A 16,181-nucleotide genomic window follows, 5' to 3' on the forward strand; every position below is an offset into this window, starting at 1 on the left:
TTACTGTTCAGATTAGGCAGTAGTGATATATAATATCTTAACCTGTTGATTAATCAGCAGGTTTTTTGCTATAGCTATGATCGGTTTGAAGCATTTGAAAAGTCGAAAGATCATGTCATTTCAAAAAAATGAGATAACTACCATGTATTCCAATATTAAGTATGTAGAGCATCCATATATGATACAATCAGAACAACATTTATGATTAAGTTCTCTATTGAACACGATTAGAATATTTAAATAAATGTCTATTAAGAATAAGGAGGAATTCAAAGCATGTATGCTTACCCTTCTTCAAAAACGGATCATACGTCCAAAAAACTTCCACATCCCAAAGCCCATTTGTATACCTCCAACACGTCTACACCGATCCAATTACAAGCCGTGACACAACAGATGCTTACTCAAGAGGCAACACATTCTATGTCTACGTACCCTTCAGTTCTACCTCATTTGCAAAAACAAATAGGTAATCAAGCCGTTGCTCAAATGATGTTAATATCGACTCTTCGTACAGATCAATCGCTTCAACCTGCGGTTATTCAACGTAAGCTTCGTATAGATGGTCAAAAAACAACACCTGCTGATTTGATGATTGCTTTTGGCAAAGTAGGGATTAAAGAAAAAATAACGACTGCTCGTCAGCAATATGGATTAGATATTGCATTATTTACAGCCATCTTGCAACAAGAGATTGACGAATACGACCAAGCTATTTCTTTTATCGAAAATAAAGAATTAGCTCATGAGCAACTGAAACAAATAGCAAGTAACATATTACAAAAATTTTCTTTACATGCTGTAATGGATAAAGAGGATGGAGAAACAACTATTTTTTATGATAGCGTAGAACAACATGTCACCAAAGAAGAAGTGAAGTCCCGTTTAAAAGTACTTAAATTTCAGTGGGCTATTTTTCCGAAATCTATGCAGACCACGTTATTAGCCTATAATCAGATGAGTTCTTTATCCCGAGCCAATGAACCAATGGCAATAGATATGACACCGATTGATGCTATGGAACAGTATCTTCAACAGTATCTCGACCAAACGAAGAATCAACTGGATGCGACAGATGCTAGAATTCAGGCAGATTCGATGCTAGTAGTAGTCGCTCCTCAACTTTCAGAATATTTGAATGGATTTAAATATTTATCAAAGGAACATTTATTGAATTGTTTATTAAAAAATCTAAACGATAACTTGCTATTTCTAAATCGCCGTTTAGATGGCTTGTATTCAGAGAGGAGTGAAACGAACACTAGCCCTGTTGTATATCTTCATCCTACAGCAGTAGGAACTCCGAATGATTATATTTCGATGGTGCATAAGAATTGGAATGCAGGTAGAGGAAATCCAAAGGCAGCTACTTCTGCCAAACATATTCATGTAAATGGTTATAGTGAAAATGTTATCTATACGATGCAAAGAGGTAATCAAGATCTGTATATTCACGGCCATGTTACTTGGCATTTGGATAAGGATATGAAAGGTTCTGAAGTAACAGCTACTCAAAAAATAGAGAATTATAGTCAGAATTTAGTTCCATTTTCTATATATATGAAAGATTATGATAATCAATGGATTCCAGAATTAACATGGTATCAACAAGCCGCTCATAAATATATAAATATAGATCATTTTTTATAAGATAAATAATAGGGCTATATTTTAAGCAGTCTTAGCTATATTCAGTAATTTCCCCTATATAAATAGAAACTAAAAAGAATCCTCTTGCGCCATATGAAATGGACAAGAGGATTCTTTTTATGAATAAAGGTGTATTATACTGTTTCACCTTTGTTAGTGTTTTGCATCATTTGACGAAGTACTGTTTGCAAGATACCACTGTTATGGTAGTAATCTACGTCTACAGCACTATCCAGACGAGCAGTTACTTGGAATTCAAATGTTGTACCATCTTCACGAGTACCTTTGACAGTAACTTGTTGACCTGGTTTCACATCGTTGCTCAATCCTACGATATCAAATGTCTCTGTACCTTTAAGTCCCATACTGCTCCAACCGTAACCTTCTTGGAATTGTAGTGGCAATACGCCCATACCTACCAAGTTACTACGGTGAATACGTTCAAAGCTTTCAGCGATAACAGCTTTGACGCCTAGCAAGAATGTACCTTTTGCTGCCCAGTCACGAGAACTACCTGTACCGTATTCTTTACCAGCAATAACGATCAAGTTTTGACCTTCTTCTTGATAACGCATCGATGCATCATAGATCGACATCACTTCGTTAGTAGGAAGGTAAGTCGTTACGCCACCTTCTGTACCTGGAGCAACCTGATTACGAATACGGATATTAGCAAACGTACCGCGCATCATTACTTGGTGATTACCACGACGGGAACCATAAGAGTTGAAGTCTTTACGCTCAACACCGTTTTCTTTCAAGTATTCGCCTGCTGGTGAAGAAGGAGAAATATTACCTGCTGGTGAGATATGATCGGTTGTTACCGAATCGCCAAGCAATGCAAGCACGCGTGCACTGCGAATATCTTCGATATCTTTGATACCATCAGCCAGTTTTTCAAAGAATGGTGGATTTTGGATATAAGTAGATTTGTCATCCCACTCATACAATTCACCTTCTGGAACAGGAATCTCATTCCAACGTTTGTTCGCTGTAAATACATGCTCATAACGGCTACGGAACATTTCTGGAGAAATGGATAAGCCGATCGCATCGCGAATTTCTTTCGCTGTAGGCCAGATATCTTTCAAGTATACAGCTTCACCTGTAGGATCATAACCGATTGGATCATTTTGTAGATCAATATCGACTGTTCCTGCAAGCGCGTAAGCTACAACAAGTGGAGGAGAAGCTAGATAGTTCATTTTCACTTGAGCATGAATACGTCCTTCAAAGTTACGGTTACCAGACAATACAGAAGCAACAGTTAGATCATTGTCTGCAATTGCTTGTCCCACTTCGTCTGGCAATGGACCGGAGTTACCGATACATGTTGCACAACCATAGCCTGCTAGGTAGAAACCAAGCGCTTCTAGATCTTTATCCACGCCAGCTTTTTGTAGATATTCTGTAACGATCAATGAACCAGGGGTTAAGCTTGTTTTCACATAGCTAGGTACTTTCAATCCGCGAGCAACCGCTTTTTGTGCAAGTAATCCAGCACCAAGCATAACGCTAGGGTTAGATGTATTTGTACAACTTGTGATTGCAGCGATAACGACTGCACCTGCACCCATTTGAGTGGTTTTACCGTTTGGATGATTTACTGTGATTTTCTCAGCAATTTTCTCATCCGACAATCCGTAACCGCCTGCATCTACAGGAGTACGTACTGCATTTTGGTAGCTAGATTGCATATTAGTAAGTTCGATACGATCCTGTGGACGTTTTGGTCCAGCAAGACTCGGTACGACAGAAGCTAGATCCAATTCAATGGTGTCAGAGAATACTGGATCAGGTGTTTCTGCTGTACGGAACATGTTTTGTGCTTTGTAGTAAGCTTCAACCAATTCAACTTGCTCATCAGCACGTCCTGTGTTGCGAAGATAGAACAATGTCTCATCATCAACAGGGAAGAAACCGATTGTTGCGCCATACTCAGGAGCCATATTTGCTACAGTTGCGCGGTCAGCCAGACTGATATTGCTTAGACCTGGGCCGTAGAATTCTACGAATTTACCAACTACGCCTTTTTTACGAAGCATTTGAGTTACAGTAAGCGCTAAGTCTGTTGCTGTTGCGCCTTCACTCAAGCTACCTGTTAATTTGAAACCAACCACTTCTGGCATAACGAAGTATAGCGGTTGTCCAAGCATACCTGCTTCAGCTTCGATACCACCAACACCCCAACCAACAACACCTAGACCGTTGATCATTGTTGTATGTGAATCTGTACCTACTAAAGAATCAGGGAATACTTGTAGTTCGCCATCAACCGTACGAGTTGCTGCTACAGAAGCAAGATACTCCAAGTTTACTTGGTGAACAATACCTGTAGCTGGTGGAACAGCACGGAAATTATCAAATGCTGTTTGCGCCCAACGCAAGAAACGGTAACGCTCTTCATTACGTTCAAATTCAATATTCATATTATATTCAAGTGCATCAGGCGTACCGAATGCGTCTACCATAACAGAGTGGTCAATAACAAGGTCAACCGGTACAAGCGGATTGATCTGTTTTGGATCGCCACCGGATTTTTTAACAAAATCACGCATAGCAGCTAAATCAACAACTACAGGGACACCGGTAAAATCCTGAAGCACGATACGTGCAGGGATAAATGGAATTTCTTTCTCTTCGCGACCTTCACTCCAGTTCGCAAGTTGATTCACATGTTCTTCAGTAATCGCGCGTCCATCGTATTGACGAACAGCAGCTTCAAGAAGCACACGAATCGAGAAAGGAAGTTTGGAAATGTGTTCAAAACCTTGTTCAGCTAAAGCATTAAGGCTGTAATAACGGTAAGACTGGTCTCTCACTTTCAGTTCTCGGCCAACAGAAAATGAATCTTTTGGTGACATAGATGCCCCTCCTCAAATAAAATACGGCTTACTTTTTGGATTTTGCGTTACAGGGAAAAATCCTCTACATTTTGGCAAATGATCTTCAAACGCTTGCTGGATAAAATTAGAAATGAAAACGGTTCAATTCATTACTATTCTATACTATTAAGCAACTAAAATCGAATTATTCAAAATGGAGAAAGGTAAAAAGTTTTATAGTTTCATACAGTGAAACACAATTTCAAAAAGTAATTCTTGTATTAAGTATACCGTTTACATGGTAGGTAGTAAAGATGTTTTTGGAAGAAATTTGATTACATTACAATCTTGAAAAGGACTATATTCTAGTTCGGTAACATCTTTTTAAGTAAACGAAAAATTTTCTGAATCGTATTCTTCCTTAATAGTAGAAATTCGATTCAAATCGTATAAACATAATGAGTTACTTTATGACTTTATATTTATTCTTTATTGTTATATTTTGTTTATTGATTTTGCGAAAATAAAGGAAATAATCATATAATTTAGTTCCTTTTTATTGGATGATGATAGGTTAGTATTAGATTAAGAACGTATTTTATAATTAATTTCATTTTTACAATTAAAACAAATATTGTAATTGAATACGTTTGATGATAATTTACAAGGGACATGTCGAATAGTTGGCTCATTTCCCAAATAACAAAGGAGGCTTTATATGTTGTTGAGAAAAAGCTTAATGATGGTGCTAGTAACAATGTTGGTATTCGTCACGATCGGGGTATCGAAATCGTCTGCTGCTACTGGATTTTATGTAAGCGGTACCAAATTATATGATTCAACAGGCAAGCCTTTTGTCATGAGAGGAGTGAACCATTCTCATACATGGTTCAAAAATGACCTGAACGCTGCTATTCCAGCTATCGCCAAAACAGGTGCAAACACTGTACGAATCGTATTATCTGACGGAACTCAATATACTAAAGACGATATCAACTCGGTAAAAAATATTCTGGCACTGGTTAATCAATATAAAATGATCGCTGTTCTAGAAGTACATGATGCTACAGGAAGCGATGATGTAGCCAAGTTAAATAATGCTGTTAACTATTGGATCAGTATCAAAGATGCGTTAGTTGGCAAAGAAGATCGAGTGATTATCAATATCGCTAATGAGTGGTACGGTACATGGAATAGTGAAGGATGGGCGAATGGCTACAAACAAGCTATTCCTAAATTAAGAAATGCTGGACTAAATCACACACTAATCGTAGACGCTGCTGGGTGGGGACAATATCCGCAATCGATTGTAGATTACGGGCAGTCTGTGTTAGCAGCCGATTCTAAAAAGAATACGGTATTCTCTATTCATATGTATCAATATGCAGGGAAAGACGATGCTACAGTCAAAGCCAATATGGAAAATGTACTCAATAAAGGTCTAGCGCTGATCATCGGCGAATTTGGTGGATTCCATCAAGGGGAAGATGTAGATGAGTATGCCATCATGAAATACGGTCAACAAAAAGGAGTCGGCTGGTTAGCATGGTCTTGGTATGGTAATAGCTCTGATCTATCGTACCTTGATCTCAACAATGGCCCCGCAGGTAGCTTAACAAGCGCAGGTAACATTATTGTAAATGATCCGAATGGGATCAAAGCCACTTCTAAAAAAGCAGGAATTTATCAGTAAAACGATATCTAATAGCAAATCACAAGAAGGCAACTGGATACTTCAGTTGTCTTTTTTTGTTGGCTTTGTATTGGGTAATTTAAAGAAGACATTTATAATAGAACGAAATAAGATTTAGAAATGATCTAGCAAGCAAATGATAGAGGAGATGAGCAGAGATGAGAGATTGTCAGAATTTAGATGAGGTAAGAGAAAGTATCGATCAGTTAGATGAACAAATTATTCAATTGTTAAGTGAACGGAGTCAGTATGTAAAACAAGCGGCCGCTTTTAAAAAAGATAAAGATGCTGTACAAGCACCTGCAAGAGTTGAGTCGGTGATCGCTAAAGTTCGTCAGCTTGCTGTAGAACACACATTAAATCCATCGATCGCAGAAAAGGTCTACCGAGCAATGATTACAGGTTTTATTGAAGATGAACTACAAGAACATGAGCGAATCAATTCAAGCAATAGATAAGTAGACAAAGTTTTTTTGCAGTGTTTTTGTACAAGCTTTATACTGAATACAGGTTATATAATAACGATCATTTACAATAGCATCTATGGTGATGCTTTCATAATGTACAATAACTAACGGGGGTTCTCAAATGACAGCAACAAAATTAACAGTAGGTTTGATTTATGGTGGTAAATCTGGCGAACATGAAGTTTCTTTGCAGACCGGCTTCTCAGTACTTAACGCAATTGATTACAACAAATATAAGGTAATGCCGATCTATATCGATCCTCAAGGACGCTGGAATATGGGAGAAGCGTATCATGGAGCACCTGCTCAATTAAGCGATCTACAGATCGATGGTGGAGTAGAAGCGACTTCACAGGCGATGAGTATCCTCTGGAAAAAGTTAAGCGGACAAACGAGTGAAATCGACGTATTGTTCCCGCTTCTTCATGGTACATATGGTGAAGATGGTACGATTCAGGGTCTTTTTGAAATGATGGATATGCCTTATGTCGGTGCCGGTGTGTTGGCTTCTTCGACAGGGATGGATAAAGCGATTATGAAAAAATTATTCGCTCAAGCTCATTTGCCACAGTGTAAATATGAAACGTTTATCTCGAAAGAATGGGAAACTCAACAATACGATATTTTAACAACGATCGAAACCAATCTAGGCTACCCTTGTTTCGTCAAACCGGCTAATCTGGGTTCTAGCGTAGGTATTTCCAAAGCTAAAGATCGTGATGAATTAGAAAAAGCGATTGCTTATGCACTACGCTATGATCTGAAAGTGATTGTAGAAGAAGCGGTAGACGCGCGCGAAATCGAAGTCGGTGTACTTGGTAACGAATTACCACAAGCTTCGGTTCCCGGTGAAGTGGTATCCAATAGCGATTATTATGACTACGAAGCGAAATACATCGACGGAACATCTCAAATGGTGATCCCTGCTGAAATTGATAGCGAACTTGCTGAAAACCTACGTGAACTGGCTATCCGCGCATTCCGCGCAATCGACGGAAACGGACTATGTCGTGCCGACTTCTTTGTTCGCCGTAGCGATGGCGAAATCTTTATCAATGAAGTTAACACCATGCCAGGATTTACTGCATACAGCATGTATCCACTACTATGGCGCGAAACCGGTACAGCTTATCCAGACTTACTAGATCAATTGATTACGTTAGGGATAGATCGCTATAACCAACGTCATGAACTCAAGTACGGAAGAGAATAGTTCCAACGATAACTATTCCACATCAGACCAGATGGATAGTGCGATCTACACATAGAATAAGGTAGATAAAAGATTATTCTTTTTACTATTCATCACATTATTCTCCAAGCCTGACCATCTTTACAACCGTAAATGCTAAAGTACCAAACATCTAAGTACCAAACATCAAAGCATTTAAAGGTTCTAAGTGTTTAAAGATTTAAGGTGTTAGGATATTCAAGATATTAATGTACTAAACCGCGTGGAAAAAGTGTAGGTACCTCTAGCGGAGGGGATAGAATGTTCTGAAAGAGCTACAAGCTTTCGTGCAAAGCTACTTCGGAAGCATCAACCGCAATCGCCTTTAAGACTCGGATATCGACTGCTTGCAATCTAATTTAGATATCTGATCTTAACAGCGACGGGAAGAACATCTATCCCCGAAGCGTCCGTACCTCACCTCAACCACCGCCTACTCGAAAGGAGCAATGATCATGGGATTTCAAACCGAATTTAACTCTGTATGCAAATTCAAAAACGAACAAGAACTGCTCGAACTTTTAGAATACGGCAAAGGTAAAATGCTGAAAAGCGGATTCCGCGTCTATCCAACCGGACAAAAAGTGATTGCCTATACACCGAACAATGTAGCGATCGCCATCGTCAAAATCACAGCCTCTATCGCTGAAATCAATTTTCAAGGTCGAGAAGTGACCGCAGTAGAATTGGAATTGGTTCGCAAATTAACAGACGAAGAAGCACGAGTACAGACTGATCTCGCACATGAAATGTTTTTCGGAGAGCAAGAATCGGTTTAATCATACACATACAGAATCATATGAAATCGAATGCTTTTCTTCTGTATACACCATTGCTAACAACTCTAGAGGAGGCACTTGAACGATATGATTGTACGATTCGGCTATGTGGCGATGTCACTTGAAATCGCAGATTCTTCCCCTTCCAAAACGATGACTATGGCTAGATTCAGCAAACTGCCTGATCGCGAAGCAGGATTGCGTTCGTTAGAACAAATCGCAACAACTAACTTACACAATACCTTGCGTTTATTACGCCATAATGTAGCAGAAGGTATTCAGATGTACCGCTTTTCCTCCAAATTAATTCCGCTGGCGACTCATACTGATTTGCACGATTGGAATCCGTTTGAAGCATTAGCAGAACCGTTTGCAGAGGTCGGCGAGTATGTGCGTAAGCATGATCTAAGGGTATCTTTTCATCCAGATCATTATACAGTGCTCAGTACACCAAGACCGGAAGTGCTGATCTCTTCGATTCGTGATCTGCAATATCATGTGAATATGCTCAAAGCAATGGGACTGGATGCTCGCTCAAAAAACAATATTCATATCGGCGGTGCTTATGGTGATAAGCCAACGTCTGCGGCACGTTTTGTAGAGCATTTTGGTCGTCTGAGTGCAGAGATCCAGTGCCGGATTACGCTTGAAAATGATGACAAAACATACACAACAGGTGAAACGCTTGCTGTTGCGCAACAAACGGGATTACCGATGGTGCTAGATATCCATCATCATATGGTGAATTGTCATGGAGAACCAGCTTCAGATTGGTGGGAAGAAGTAGCCAAAACATGGGAATCTCCATTAGCACGCACCGATGTGCCTGATGGCGTACATTTACCGCCCAAAATTCATGCGTCTAGTCCAAAAAGTGAAACCGATCGTCGTAGTCATGCAGATGGTGTAGAAGCAGGGCCTTTACTTGATTTTTTAAGAGTAGCCGCGCGTACTTCTTCTCATCTCGATGTGATGCTGGAAGCGAAGCACAAAGACCATGCATTATTTCAATTGATGCGCGACTTGACAATGTACCAAAACGATGGAGTACGGATCATAGACGGTGGAAGTATCGAAGTGTTCTCATGATATAATGTAGGTAGATGTCAATTCCAGAAATCAGGGGGAATGAAATGATGGAAGAACAACAAAAAGTACCTTATGTAGTGAGCGGAAAAAGTAAAGTAGCGGTAGCGATTAATGCGGCTTCCAAAACGGGAGAATGGATCAAAAGCAAATTAGGTGATTACAAACAGTTAAACACCAAAGTATCTTCACAAGATTTGGTAACAGAAGTCGATAAAGGTGCAGAACAAATGATTCGCAAATTGATTCTAACGTACTGCCCGGACGATGAATTTTTGGGAGAAGAAAGTGTAGGAGCAGGTGCTGCGGCTTCCGCTCAAGCGATTAATGCTGTCAAAGATTCAGAATATGTATGGATCGTTGATCCAATCGATGGCACGACTAACTTTGTGCATGGTTTCCCATACTATTGTGTATCGATTGCGTTAGCACACAAAGGGGAAGTGATTATCGGTGTGATCTATGATCCTTCTCATGATGAATTATTTGTAGCTGAAAAAGGCAAAGGCGCTTATGTGCATGGTAATCTGATGAAAGTTTCACAAGAAGCTACACTTGGCGAAAGTCTAGTAGCTACTGGATTCCCGGCAGATCGCGGCGAATCGTTACGTCTGAATATGAGCGGGCTCAATGCGATTGTACCGAAAGTACGTAGTATTCGTAACGGCGGTTCAGCAGCGCTACATTTAGCTTATGTGGCAGCAGGACGACTTAGCGCATATTGGGAAATCGGATTAAACGCATGGGATCTGGCAGCAGGTTCACTGTTAGTTACAGAATCCGGTGGACGTATTGGAGATATCTCAGGTGAAGATTATCATCTAGCAGTACGTAATGTATTAGCAACCAACGGTCATATTCATCAAGAATTGATGACTGAATTACATGAGGCAGGTCTACAAGATATTCCTGCGCAAAAGTAATCGATAATATATCAACAAATGGCTTATCCTACGATTATACGATTAGTATCTCTACTTTATTGGGTAATAAGAGGATAGAAGTAATGATACAACGCATAAAGTCCTTATGGCGAATCTATTATTATCGTTAAAGGAGTGAATAACGATGAGTTCATCTGAGAAATCAGCAGAAGAATTGGAACGTGAATTGACTGAGCGTCTAACAGAAGGTCTGATGCAAGAAGAAGATCGTGAAGCCAGAGAGCGACGTATGATCCCTTCAAAGTATGAGATTCGGATTCAGACAACACTTGATCCAATTGCTGAAGAAACGATGCAGTATCGCAAAATGGCTAAAGAAATTGATGGACGTTACGACGATTATCTGAACAAAATCAAGCGCCCAGAGTCAACAGATGATACAGAATCTCGTTGATCATAGAATACAGGGTACAGAGCTGTTATCTATCGCCCTCTAAGGGAAAATAGATAACAGCTTTTTTGGTGTGCATACCCATACAAAGAAAATAGAGATACACATACACAGAAAGGATGAAGCATCGAATGAAAAGCAATCATAAAGGCATAGTGTATTTCCTCATAGTTATGCTTGGTCTGGTTAGTAGTAGTGCAGGCATAGGAATCTCATCGGTGCATGCAGCGACAACAAGTCAGAATCCAGATCCTAAGCAGGCTTTTGCACATATGGTCTTTTTAGGAGATTCGATAACAGCAGGATATGAACCAGGTGTGAAAGCGGCTAATTATGATGGTTTTGCGCCACGAGTAGCAGAGCAGGGATTATTCCGCGCCAGCGTACAATCAGATAACCACAGTATACTTGGACTGACAAGTACAGGGTTGGACAATTATCTACGTGCAATCACAGCAGGATCAAAGATCACTACTAATGATGTTCAAACGAATTTGCCAGGAGCTGTCTATACTCTAGATACAACTCAAGCGAAAAAAGATATTGCGCAAGCAGATCTGATCACAATCACGATTGGTGGAAATGATTTTCTGAATGCGCTCGGTTCTTTAAGCGCATTACCGCAAGATATTTCCACTCTTAATCTGGATCAAGTAGGCACAAAGTACAACATAAATATCGATAATATTATCAAGCAAGTTACAGCGCTGAACCCCAAAGCTACGATTGTAGTAGCAGATCAATATCAACCGATGCCTGCTCAAGTCGGTACCAAATTATACGCGGGACTAAATACAGTCGCAGATCAATTTAGCCAGATTGTAGATCAAACTGCAAAATCATATGTAGCTAAAGGATATGATGTGCGTGTAGCTCATATTTCTAAAGATTTCCCTGGTAAAGAATTAGCGATGACTCATATCGCCGAAGGAGATATCCATCCGAATCAGACCGGATATGATGCAATAGCGCGTACATTTATACAAACGATCTGGGGAAGTAAAGGCTATCTGACTCCATTTACAAAAGGACAATCTAGCGCTTCTACAACACCTGCGATCGTAACCAAAGGTCAACCATTGTCCACAACGTACAAGCCTGTTATTCGAAATGGAAAAACGTATGTGACTTTGCGAGATGTAACAACAGCTTTGGGTGCAACAGTCAATTGGTCAAATGCTTCTCAAACGGCTACGATCAAAAATGGTAAAAATAATATTAGTATTCCGGTAAATAGTCAAAAGATCAAAGTAAATGGTGCAACCCAAACGATTGCTAATCCTGCTTTTGTCCAAACGAATAAAGGGATCAGCAAAGTCTATGTTCCTTTGACTGTACTTACACAGGCGTTTGATTATGATGTGCAGTATGTCGCCCGCTGGAAAGCTGTGTTTATCAGATAATTCATAACGATACACGATGATATATTCAAATGATGAGCAAGCTAGAACAACAAAATACAGTAGTCTAAAAAGACATTCCTATCATAAGGGATGTCTTTTTCTGTAGATACTCTAAATATATTTGTGACCCTATTTATAAACATATACTGAAATTTCTGCTTGTTCACGCTATAATAAACATACAGGAAATGGAATTTAATTAATAAAAATGTAAACGTTATCATGTGGAGAGTACAGAATAACGGATTGCAAAGGTGGAGACCATTCTTATGTTTACCAGAATTAAAAGCGCTTACAATAATTTAGGTATTCATCGTAAAATGTTGTTATTGATCTCTGCACTGTTGTTAGGAAGCTTTGCTTTTTACGCATTGGTATTAAGCAATCTGTATGAAACGTATGATAGCCAAATGTATGAAAAGACATCTGAATTGCTAAATATGTCTTCTGTCGGTATTGAAAATCAACTGAAAGATATGGAACACTTATCATTTAAAGTTGTGACTGACGAACAATTGCAACGATACTTAACAGAATTAGAACAGACTGATTCGGTTTATCAAAAAAATGTATTACGCAAAAAGCTAACCAATCGGCTGATCGCGTTTGCAGGTTCTGAGCCTTTTGTCTATTCGATGATGGTGATCGATAAAGAAGGAGAAGTGATGTCGGCAGGCAATCGAGAAGGAATACCGGCTGAATTGCGAACCGATCTTACAACCTTAGCAGATCAGAATAATGGAGCCAATGCCTGGTATGTTGGTGGTAAATCTTCATTGTTGGCTGTTCGTCAATTTAAAGCTTTTACTGGATCAACATTTACACTGAAAAATCTAGGTACAGTCATTATACGGATTCGGATTGATCGAATTGTTGATAAACAGGTTCATCAATCTGCTGGTAGTACACTGGTGATCGCAGATCATCAACAGATTGTCTATCCTGAAAAGGTATCGTTTAGCGAAACAGAGATTAATCAAGAATTAAGTCGCAATCAGCCTTATGGTGTAGTGAATTTGCCGGAAGGTGGTTATTTTTCTGCGCGGATTCAATCGCCATATACCGGCTGGACATATTTGCATATGACTCCTTTTGATCCAATGTTTGAACGAATAACATGGATGAAGCGTCTGGTTACGATTATTTTTGTTGCTATTTTTTTATTAGGATTGGCTTTTGGCACACGATTATCTCGTAGTATTACTAGACCGATGGAACGTTTATTACAGAAAATGAGAACAGTAGAGACAGGTAATCTGGATCGTCTGGAAGAATTAACATTAGGCCCTGTACCTGAAGGATCACAGACTGAAGTGGGATTACTACACCGCACATTTAACCGAATGTTACGACGAATCAGTGAATTGATCGATGAAAATTATGCCAAACAACTTATTATTCGCGAAACCGAACTCAAAGCGCTACAAGCACAGATTAATCCTCATTTTCTCTATAACACGTTAGAATCTATCAACTGGATGGCGAAAGTAAACAAACAATCCAAAATCTCAGAAATGGTCGAAGCGTTAGGCTTTCTGTTACGCAGTTCTGTCAATATGAGCGAAAAGTTAATTCCATTAGGGCGCGAACTTGATATTGTCTATAGCTATGTGACTATTCAGCAGATGAGATTTGAAGAACGTTTGCATTTTGAAGTGGATGTTCCTGACGATCTCAAAGATGCTCTTATTCCCAAATTAACATTACAACCGCTGATTGAAAATGCAATTCATTATGCTTTGGAGCCTAGTGTTAACGTGTGCCATATTCGAATTGTAGTAAAACATGAAGAAGATATGCTCTATATTAGTGTTGAAGATGATGGGCCGGGTATGACGGCTGAATTTTTAGAACGTCTGCATAGCGGACAAGTACAGACGCGTGGTGAAGGGATTGGACTGAGCAATATAACCGAACGTATTCGACTTACATTTGGCTCGGATTACGGCATGGAGATCGAAAGTTTGCCTGGTGTAATTACTACTTTTCATATTCGGATTCCTTATGAGAGAGGGGAAGCGCACGATGTATAAAGTACTGTTAGTCGATGATGAACGGATGATCTTAGAAGGGATATCACAGGTCGTGAACTGGCAGGAAAGCGGAACCGAATTGATCGGTACAGCACGTAATGGATTGGAAGCATACGAGCGTATTCAAGAAAATTGCCCTGATATTGTTATAAGCGATATCTCCATGCCCGGACTCGACGGAATTGGACTTGTAGCGAAGACGCATGCTTCCTTTCCAGATGTGCGCTTTATTATGCTGTCCGGTTATAAAGATTTTGATTATGCACGTAGAGCGATGCAGTACGGGGTGAAGCATTATCTGGTAAAACCTTGTAACGAACGGCAGATTCAAGAAGCAATCAGCGAATTATTATCAGAACGTGAAGTTGAGCATGAACGTGATCAATTTGTAAATAGTATGAAAGAGCAATTTACCCGTATGTTGCCACAGGTGAAAGAACAATTTCTGAAAGAATTTATCGCTAACAAAATGTACGGAGTACGTGATCTTGATTATTATGAGCAATTATTTCATCTAAATCTGCGCGATCGTCCGGTACGTATGGCATTGATGCGTGTTGAAGAATCGCATGAATATGAACATCTTTTTGCACTTCAAAATATCGCTGACGATCTATTAGATGGTGTCTTGATGGGGACAACGATTCATATGCAAGATGAATTGCTTCTTTTACTAGATGATCCTGAATCGATTACAAAGCTGATCGGTGATCTGGAACATGTACAAAACATTTTTGCAGGCTTTTACAAATTAGATGTGACGATTGCGCTGAGTGAACCTGATTATATCATCTCGTTGCGGCGCATGTATCGGGATACACAGCAATGTATGAATCATCGCTTCTATGTAGGAGAAGGCAGTATTATCACCAAGTCGGATCTAGCATTAGCGGATCAGAAAGATAATACTTCTTTTGAACTGGATGAAGAAGCATTTACATTGTTAATAAAATCAGGGCAAATGGAAGAAGTCACCGCCGAAATCGACCGTTTATTTGTGACATTAGCGGAATGGCGACATGATATTGGCGTGACGCGCTCGTATGTACTGCAATTATATGCAGTAATGATTCGTCTGTGTCTGCCAGAAGAACGTTCTTTATTTACCAGCCGAATGGCAGAACTGGCAATGGTGGATACATTGACTGGATTGCATGAATTCGTGCAGGAAGCCGCCGCTTACTTAACGATGAGTTACTACAAAAGCAATGTGAATCGCCAATCTTCTGTTGTGAATAAAATGATCCAGATTATCGAACAAAACTACACCAGTGCTGAATTATCGCTTAATGGAGTGGCTAATCAGATGCTCTATATGAATCCAGATTACCTCGGTAAGATTTTCAAAAAAGTGACCGGCGATAATTTCTCTCATTATGTCAATCGTTATCGAATCGAACGCTCCACCGATCATATCCGCCGTAGCGGTGATGTAAAAGTATTCGAACTCGCTGAACTGTTCGGATTCGGAGGCAACTCTCAATATTTCAGTCAGGTATTCAAAAAATGGACAGGCATGACCCCAACCGAGTATCGGAAAAGTGAAGAGTAAAGCAGAAGTAAATGCAGAATGAACTATTGTTAAATATAACTGATTATGTAGCGTTGTTTTTTGAGTCCACTTGATAGCTATTATGTTGTGATTTTAAATGAATGGCTGCGAATAATACTACATTTCA

At 39.5% G+C, this 16,181-nt stretch carries 12 protein-coding genes; 11 read left to right on the forward strand and 1 reads right to left on the reverse strand.

All coding sequences use genetic code 11. From position 1 onward, the window contains the following. Positions 1–276 precede the first annotated feature (276 nt). Complete coding sequence (locus ACFSGI_RS01420) at positions 277–1,650, forward strand: hypothetical protein (RefSeq protein WP_204826603.1); 1,374 nt, start codon at positions 277–279, stop codon at positions 1,648–1,650. 134 nt (positions 1,651–1,784) lie between these two features. Here ACFSGI_RS01420 and acnA read toward each other — a convergent pair whose 3' ends face one another. Beyond that, positions 1,785–4,514, reverse strand: coding sequence for an aconitate hydratase AcnA (acnA, locus tag ACFSGI_RS01425; RefSeq protein ID WP_204826604.1), 2,730 nt, complete (start codon positions 4,512–4,514; stop codon positions 1,785–1,787). 679 nt (positions 4,515–5,193) lie between these two features. Between acnA and ACFSGI_RS01430 the strand changes: the two genes are divergently transcribed. From ACFSGI_RS01430 to ACFSGI_RS01475, 10 genes are all read left to right on the forward strand, one after another. Continuing rightward, the gene (locus ACFSGI_RS01430; protein ID WP_204826605.1) at positions 5,194–6,168 is read left to right on the forward strand and encodes a glycoside hydrolase family 5 protein; all 975 of its coding nucleotides are present in this window, start codon (positions 5,194–5,196) and stop codon (positions 6,166–6,168) included. A gap of 158 nt (positions 6,169–6,326) precedes the next feature. Further along, positions 6,327–6,626: a chorismate mutase gene (locus tag ACFSGI_RS01435; protein ID WP_204826606.1), complete on the forward strand. Its 300-nt coding sequence runs from the start codon at positions 6,327–6,329 to the stop codon at positions 6,624–6,626. Between the two features lie 130 nt (positions 6,627–6,756). After that, positions 6,757–7,848, forward strand: coding sequence for a D-alanine--D-alanine ligase (locus ACFSGI_RS01440; protein ID WP_204826607.1), 1,092 nt, complete (start codon positions 6,757–6,759; stop codon positions 7,846–7,848). A gap of 473 nt (positions 7,849–8,321) precedes the next feature. Continuing rightward, entirely contained in the window at positions 8,322–8,645 is a 324-nt protein-coding gene (locus ACFSGI_RS01445; RefSeq protein ID WP_204826608.1) for a hypothetical protein, read from the forward strand. A gap of 87 nt (positions 8,646–8,732) precedes the next feature. Next, complete coding sequence (gene uvsE, locus ACFSGI_RS01450; RefSeq protein ID WP_204826609.1) at positions 8,733–9,734, forward strand: UV DNA damage repair endonuclease UvsE; 1,002 nt, start codon at positions 8,733–8,735, stop codon at positions 9,732–9,734. 47 nt (positions 9,735–9,781) lie between these two features. Further along, on the forward strand, positions 9,782–10,654 hold the full coding sequence (locus tag ACFSGI_RS01455) for an inositol monophosphatase family protein (protein WP_204826674.1): 873 nt from the start codon (positions 9,782–9,784) through the stop codon (positions 10,652–10,654). Positions 10,655–10,799: 145 nt separating this feature from the next. Then, positions 10,800–11,069, forward strand: coding sequence for a hypothetical protein (locus ACFSGI_RS01460; protein ID WP_204826610.1), 270 nt, complete (start codon positions 10,800–10,802; stop codon positions 11,067–11,069). Between the two features lie 128 nt (positions 11,070–11,197). Beyond that, positions 11,198–12,469: a stalk domain-containing protein gene (locus ACFSGI_RS01465; protein ID WP_204826611.1), complete on the forward strand. Its 1,272-nt coding sequence runs from the start codon at positions 11,198–11,200 to the stop codon at positions 12,467–12,469. 269 nt (positions 12,470–12,738) lie between these two features. Continuing rightward, positions 12,739–14,502: a sensor histidine kinase gene (locus tag ACFSGI_RS01470; protein WP_204826612.1), complete on the forward strand. Its 1,764-nt coding sequence runs from the start codon at positions 12,739–12,741 to the stop codon at positions 14,500–14,502. After that, the gene (locus ACFSGI_RS01475) at positions 14,495–16,054 is read left to right on the forward strand and encodes a response regulator transcription factor (RefSeq protein ID WP_204826613.1); all 1,560 of its coding nucleotides are present in this window, start codon (positions 14,495–14,497) and stop codon (positions 16,052–16,054) included. The genes ACFSGI_RS01470 and ACFSGI_RS01475 overlap by 8 nt, the downstream gene beginning before the upstream one ends. Positions 16,055–16,181 lie beyond the last annotated feature (127 nt).

Origin of the sequence: Paenibacillus nicotianae, assembly GCF_042681745.1 — a bacterium.
GTDB lineage: Bacteria > Bacillota > Bacilli > Paenibacillales > Paenibacillaceae > Saccharibacillus > Saccharibacillus nicotianae.

What these genes read in the sequence shown, in the direction of transcription:
- ACFSGI_RS01420 (WP_204826603.1), top strand. Translation starts at nt 277, where the DNA reads ATGTATGCTTACCCTTCTTCAAAAACGGATCATACGTCCAAAAAACTT.
- acnA (WP_204826604.1), bottom strand. Translation starts at nt 4,514, where the DNA reads ATGTCACCAAAAGATTCATTTTCTGTTGGCCGAGAACTGAAAGTGAGA.
- ACFSGI_RS01430 (WP_204826605.1), top strand. Translation starts at nt 5,194, where the DNA reads ATGTTGTTGAGAAAAAGCTTAATGATGGTGCTAGTAACAATGTTGGTA.
- ACFSGI_RS01435 (WP_204826606.1), top strand. Translation starts at nt 6,327, where the DNA reads ATGAGAGATTGTCAGAATTTAGATGAGGTAAGAGAAAGTATCGATCAG.
- ACFSGI_RS01440 (WP_204826607.1), top strand. Translation starts at nt 6,757, where the DNA reads ATGACAGCAACAAAATTAACAGTAGGTTTGATTTATGGTGGTAAATCT.
- ACFSGI_RS01445 (WP_204826608.1), top strand. Translation starts at nt 8,322, where the DNA reads ATGGGATTTCAAACCGAATTTAACTCTGTATGCAAATTCAAAAACGAA.
- uvsE (WP_204826609.1), top strand. Translation starts at nt 8,733, where the DNA reads ATGATTGTACGATTCGGCTATGTGGCGATGTCACTTGAAATCGCAGAT.
- ACFSGI_RS01455 (WP_204826674.1), top strand. Translation starts at nt 9,782, where the DNA reads ATGGAAGAACAACAAAAAGTACCTTATGTAGTGAGCGGAAAAAGTAAA.
- ACFSGI_RS01460 (WP_204826610.1), top strand. Translation starts at nt 10,800, where the DNA reads ATGAGTTCATCTGAGAAATCAGCAGAAGAATTGGAACGTGAATTGACT.
- ACFSGI_RS01465 (WP_204826611.1), top strand. Translation starts at nt 11,198, where the DNA reads ATGAAAAGCAATCATAAAGGCATAGTGTATTTCCTCATAGTTATGCTT.
- ACFSGI_RS01470 (WP_204826612.1), top strand. Translation starts at nt 12,739, where the DNA reads ATGTTTACCAGAATTAAAAGCGCTTACAATAATTTAGGTATTCATCGT.
- ACFSGI_RS01475 (WP_204826613.1), top strand. Translation starts at nt 14,495, where the DNA reads ATGTATAAAGTACTGTTAGTCGATGATGAACGGATGATCTTAGAAGGG.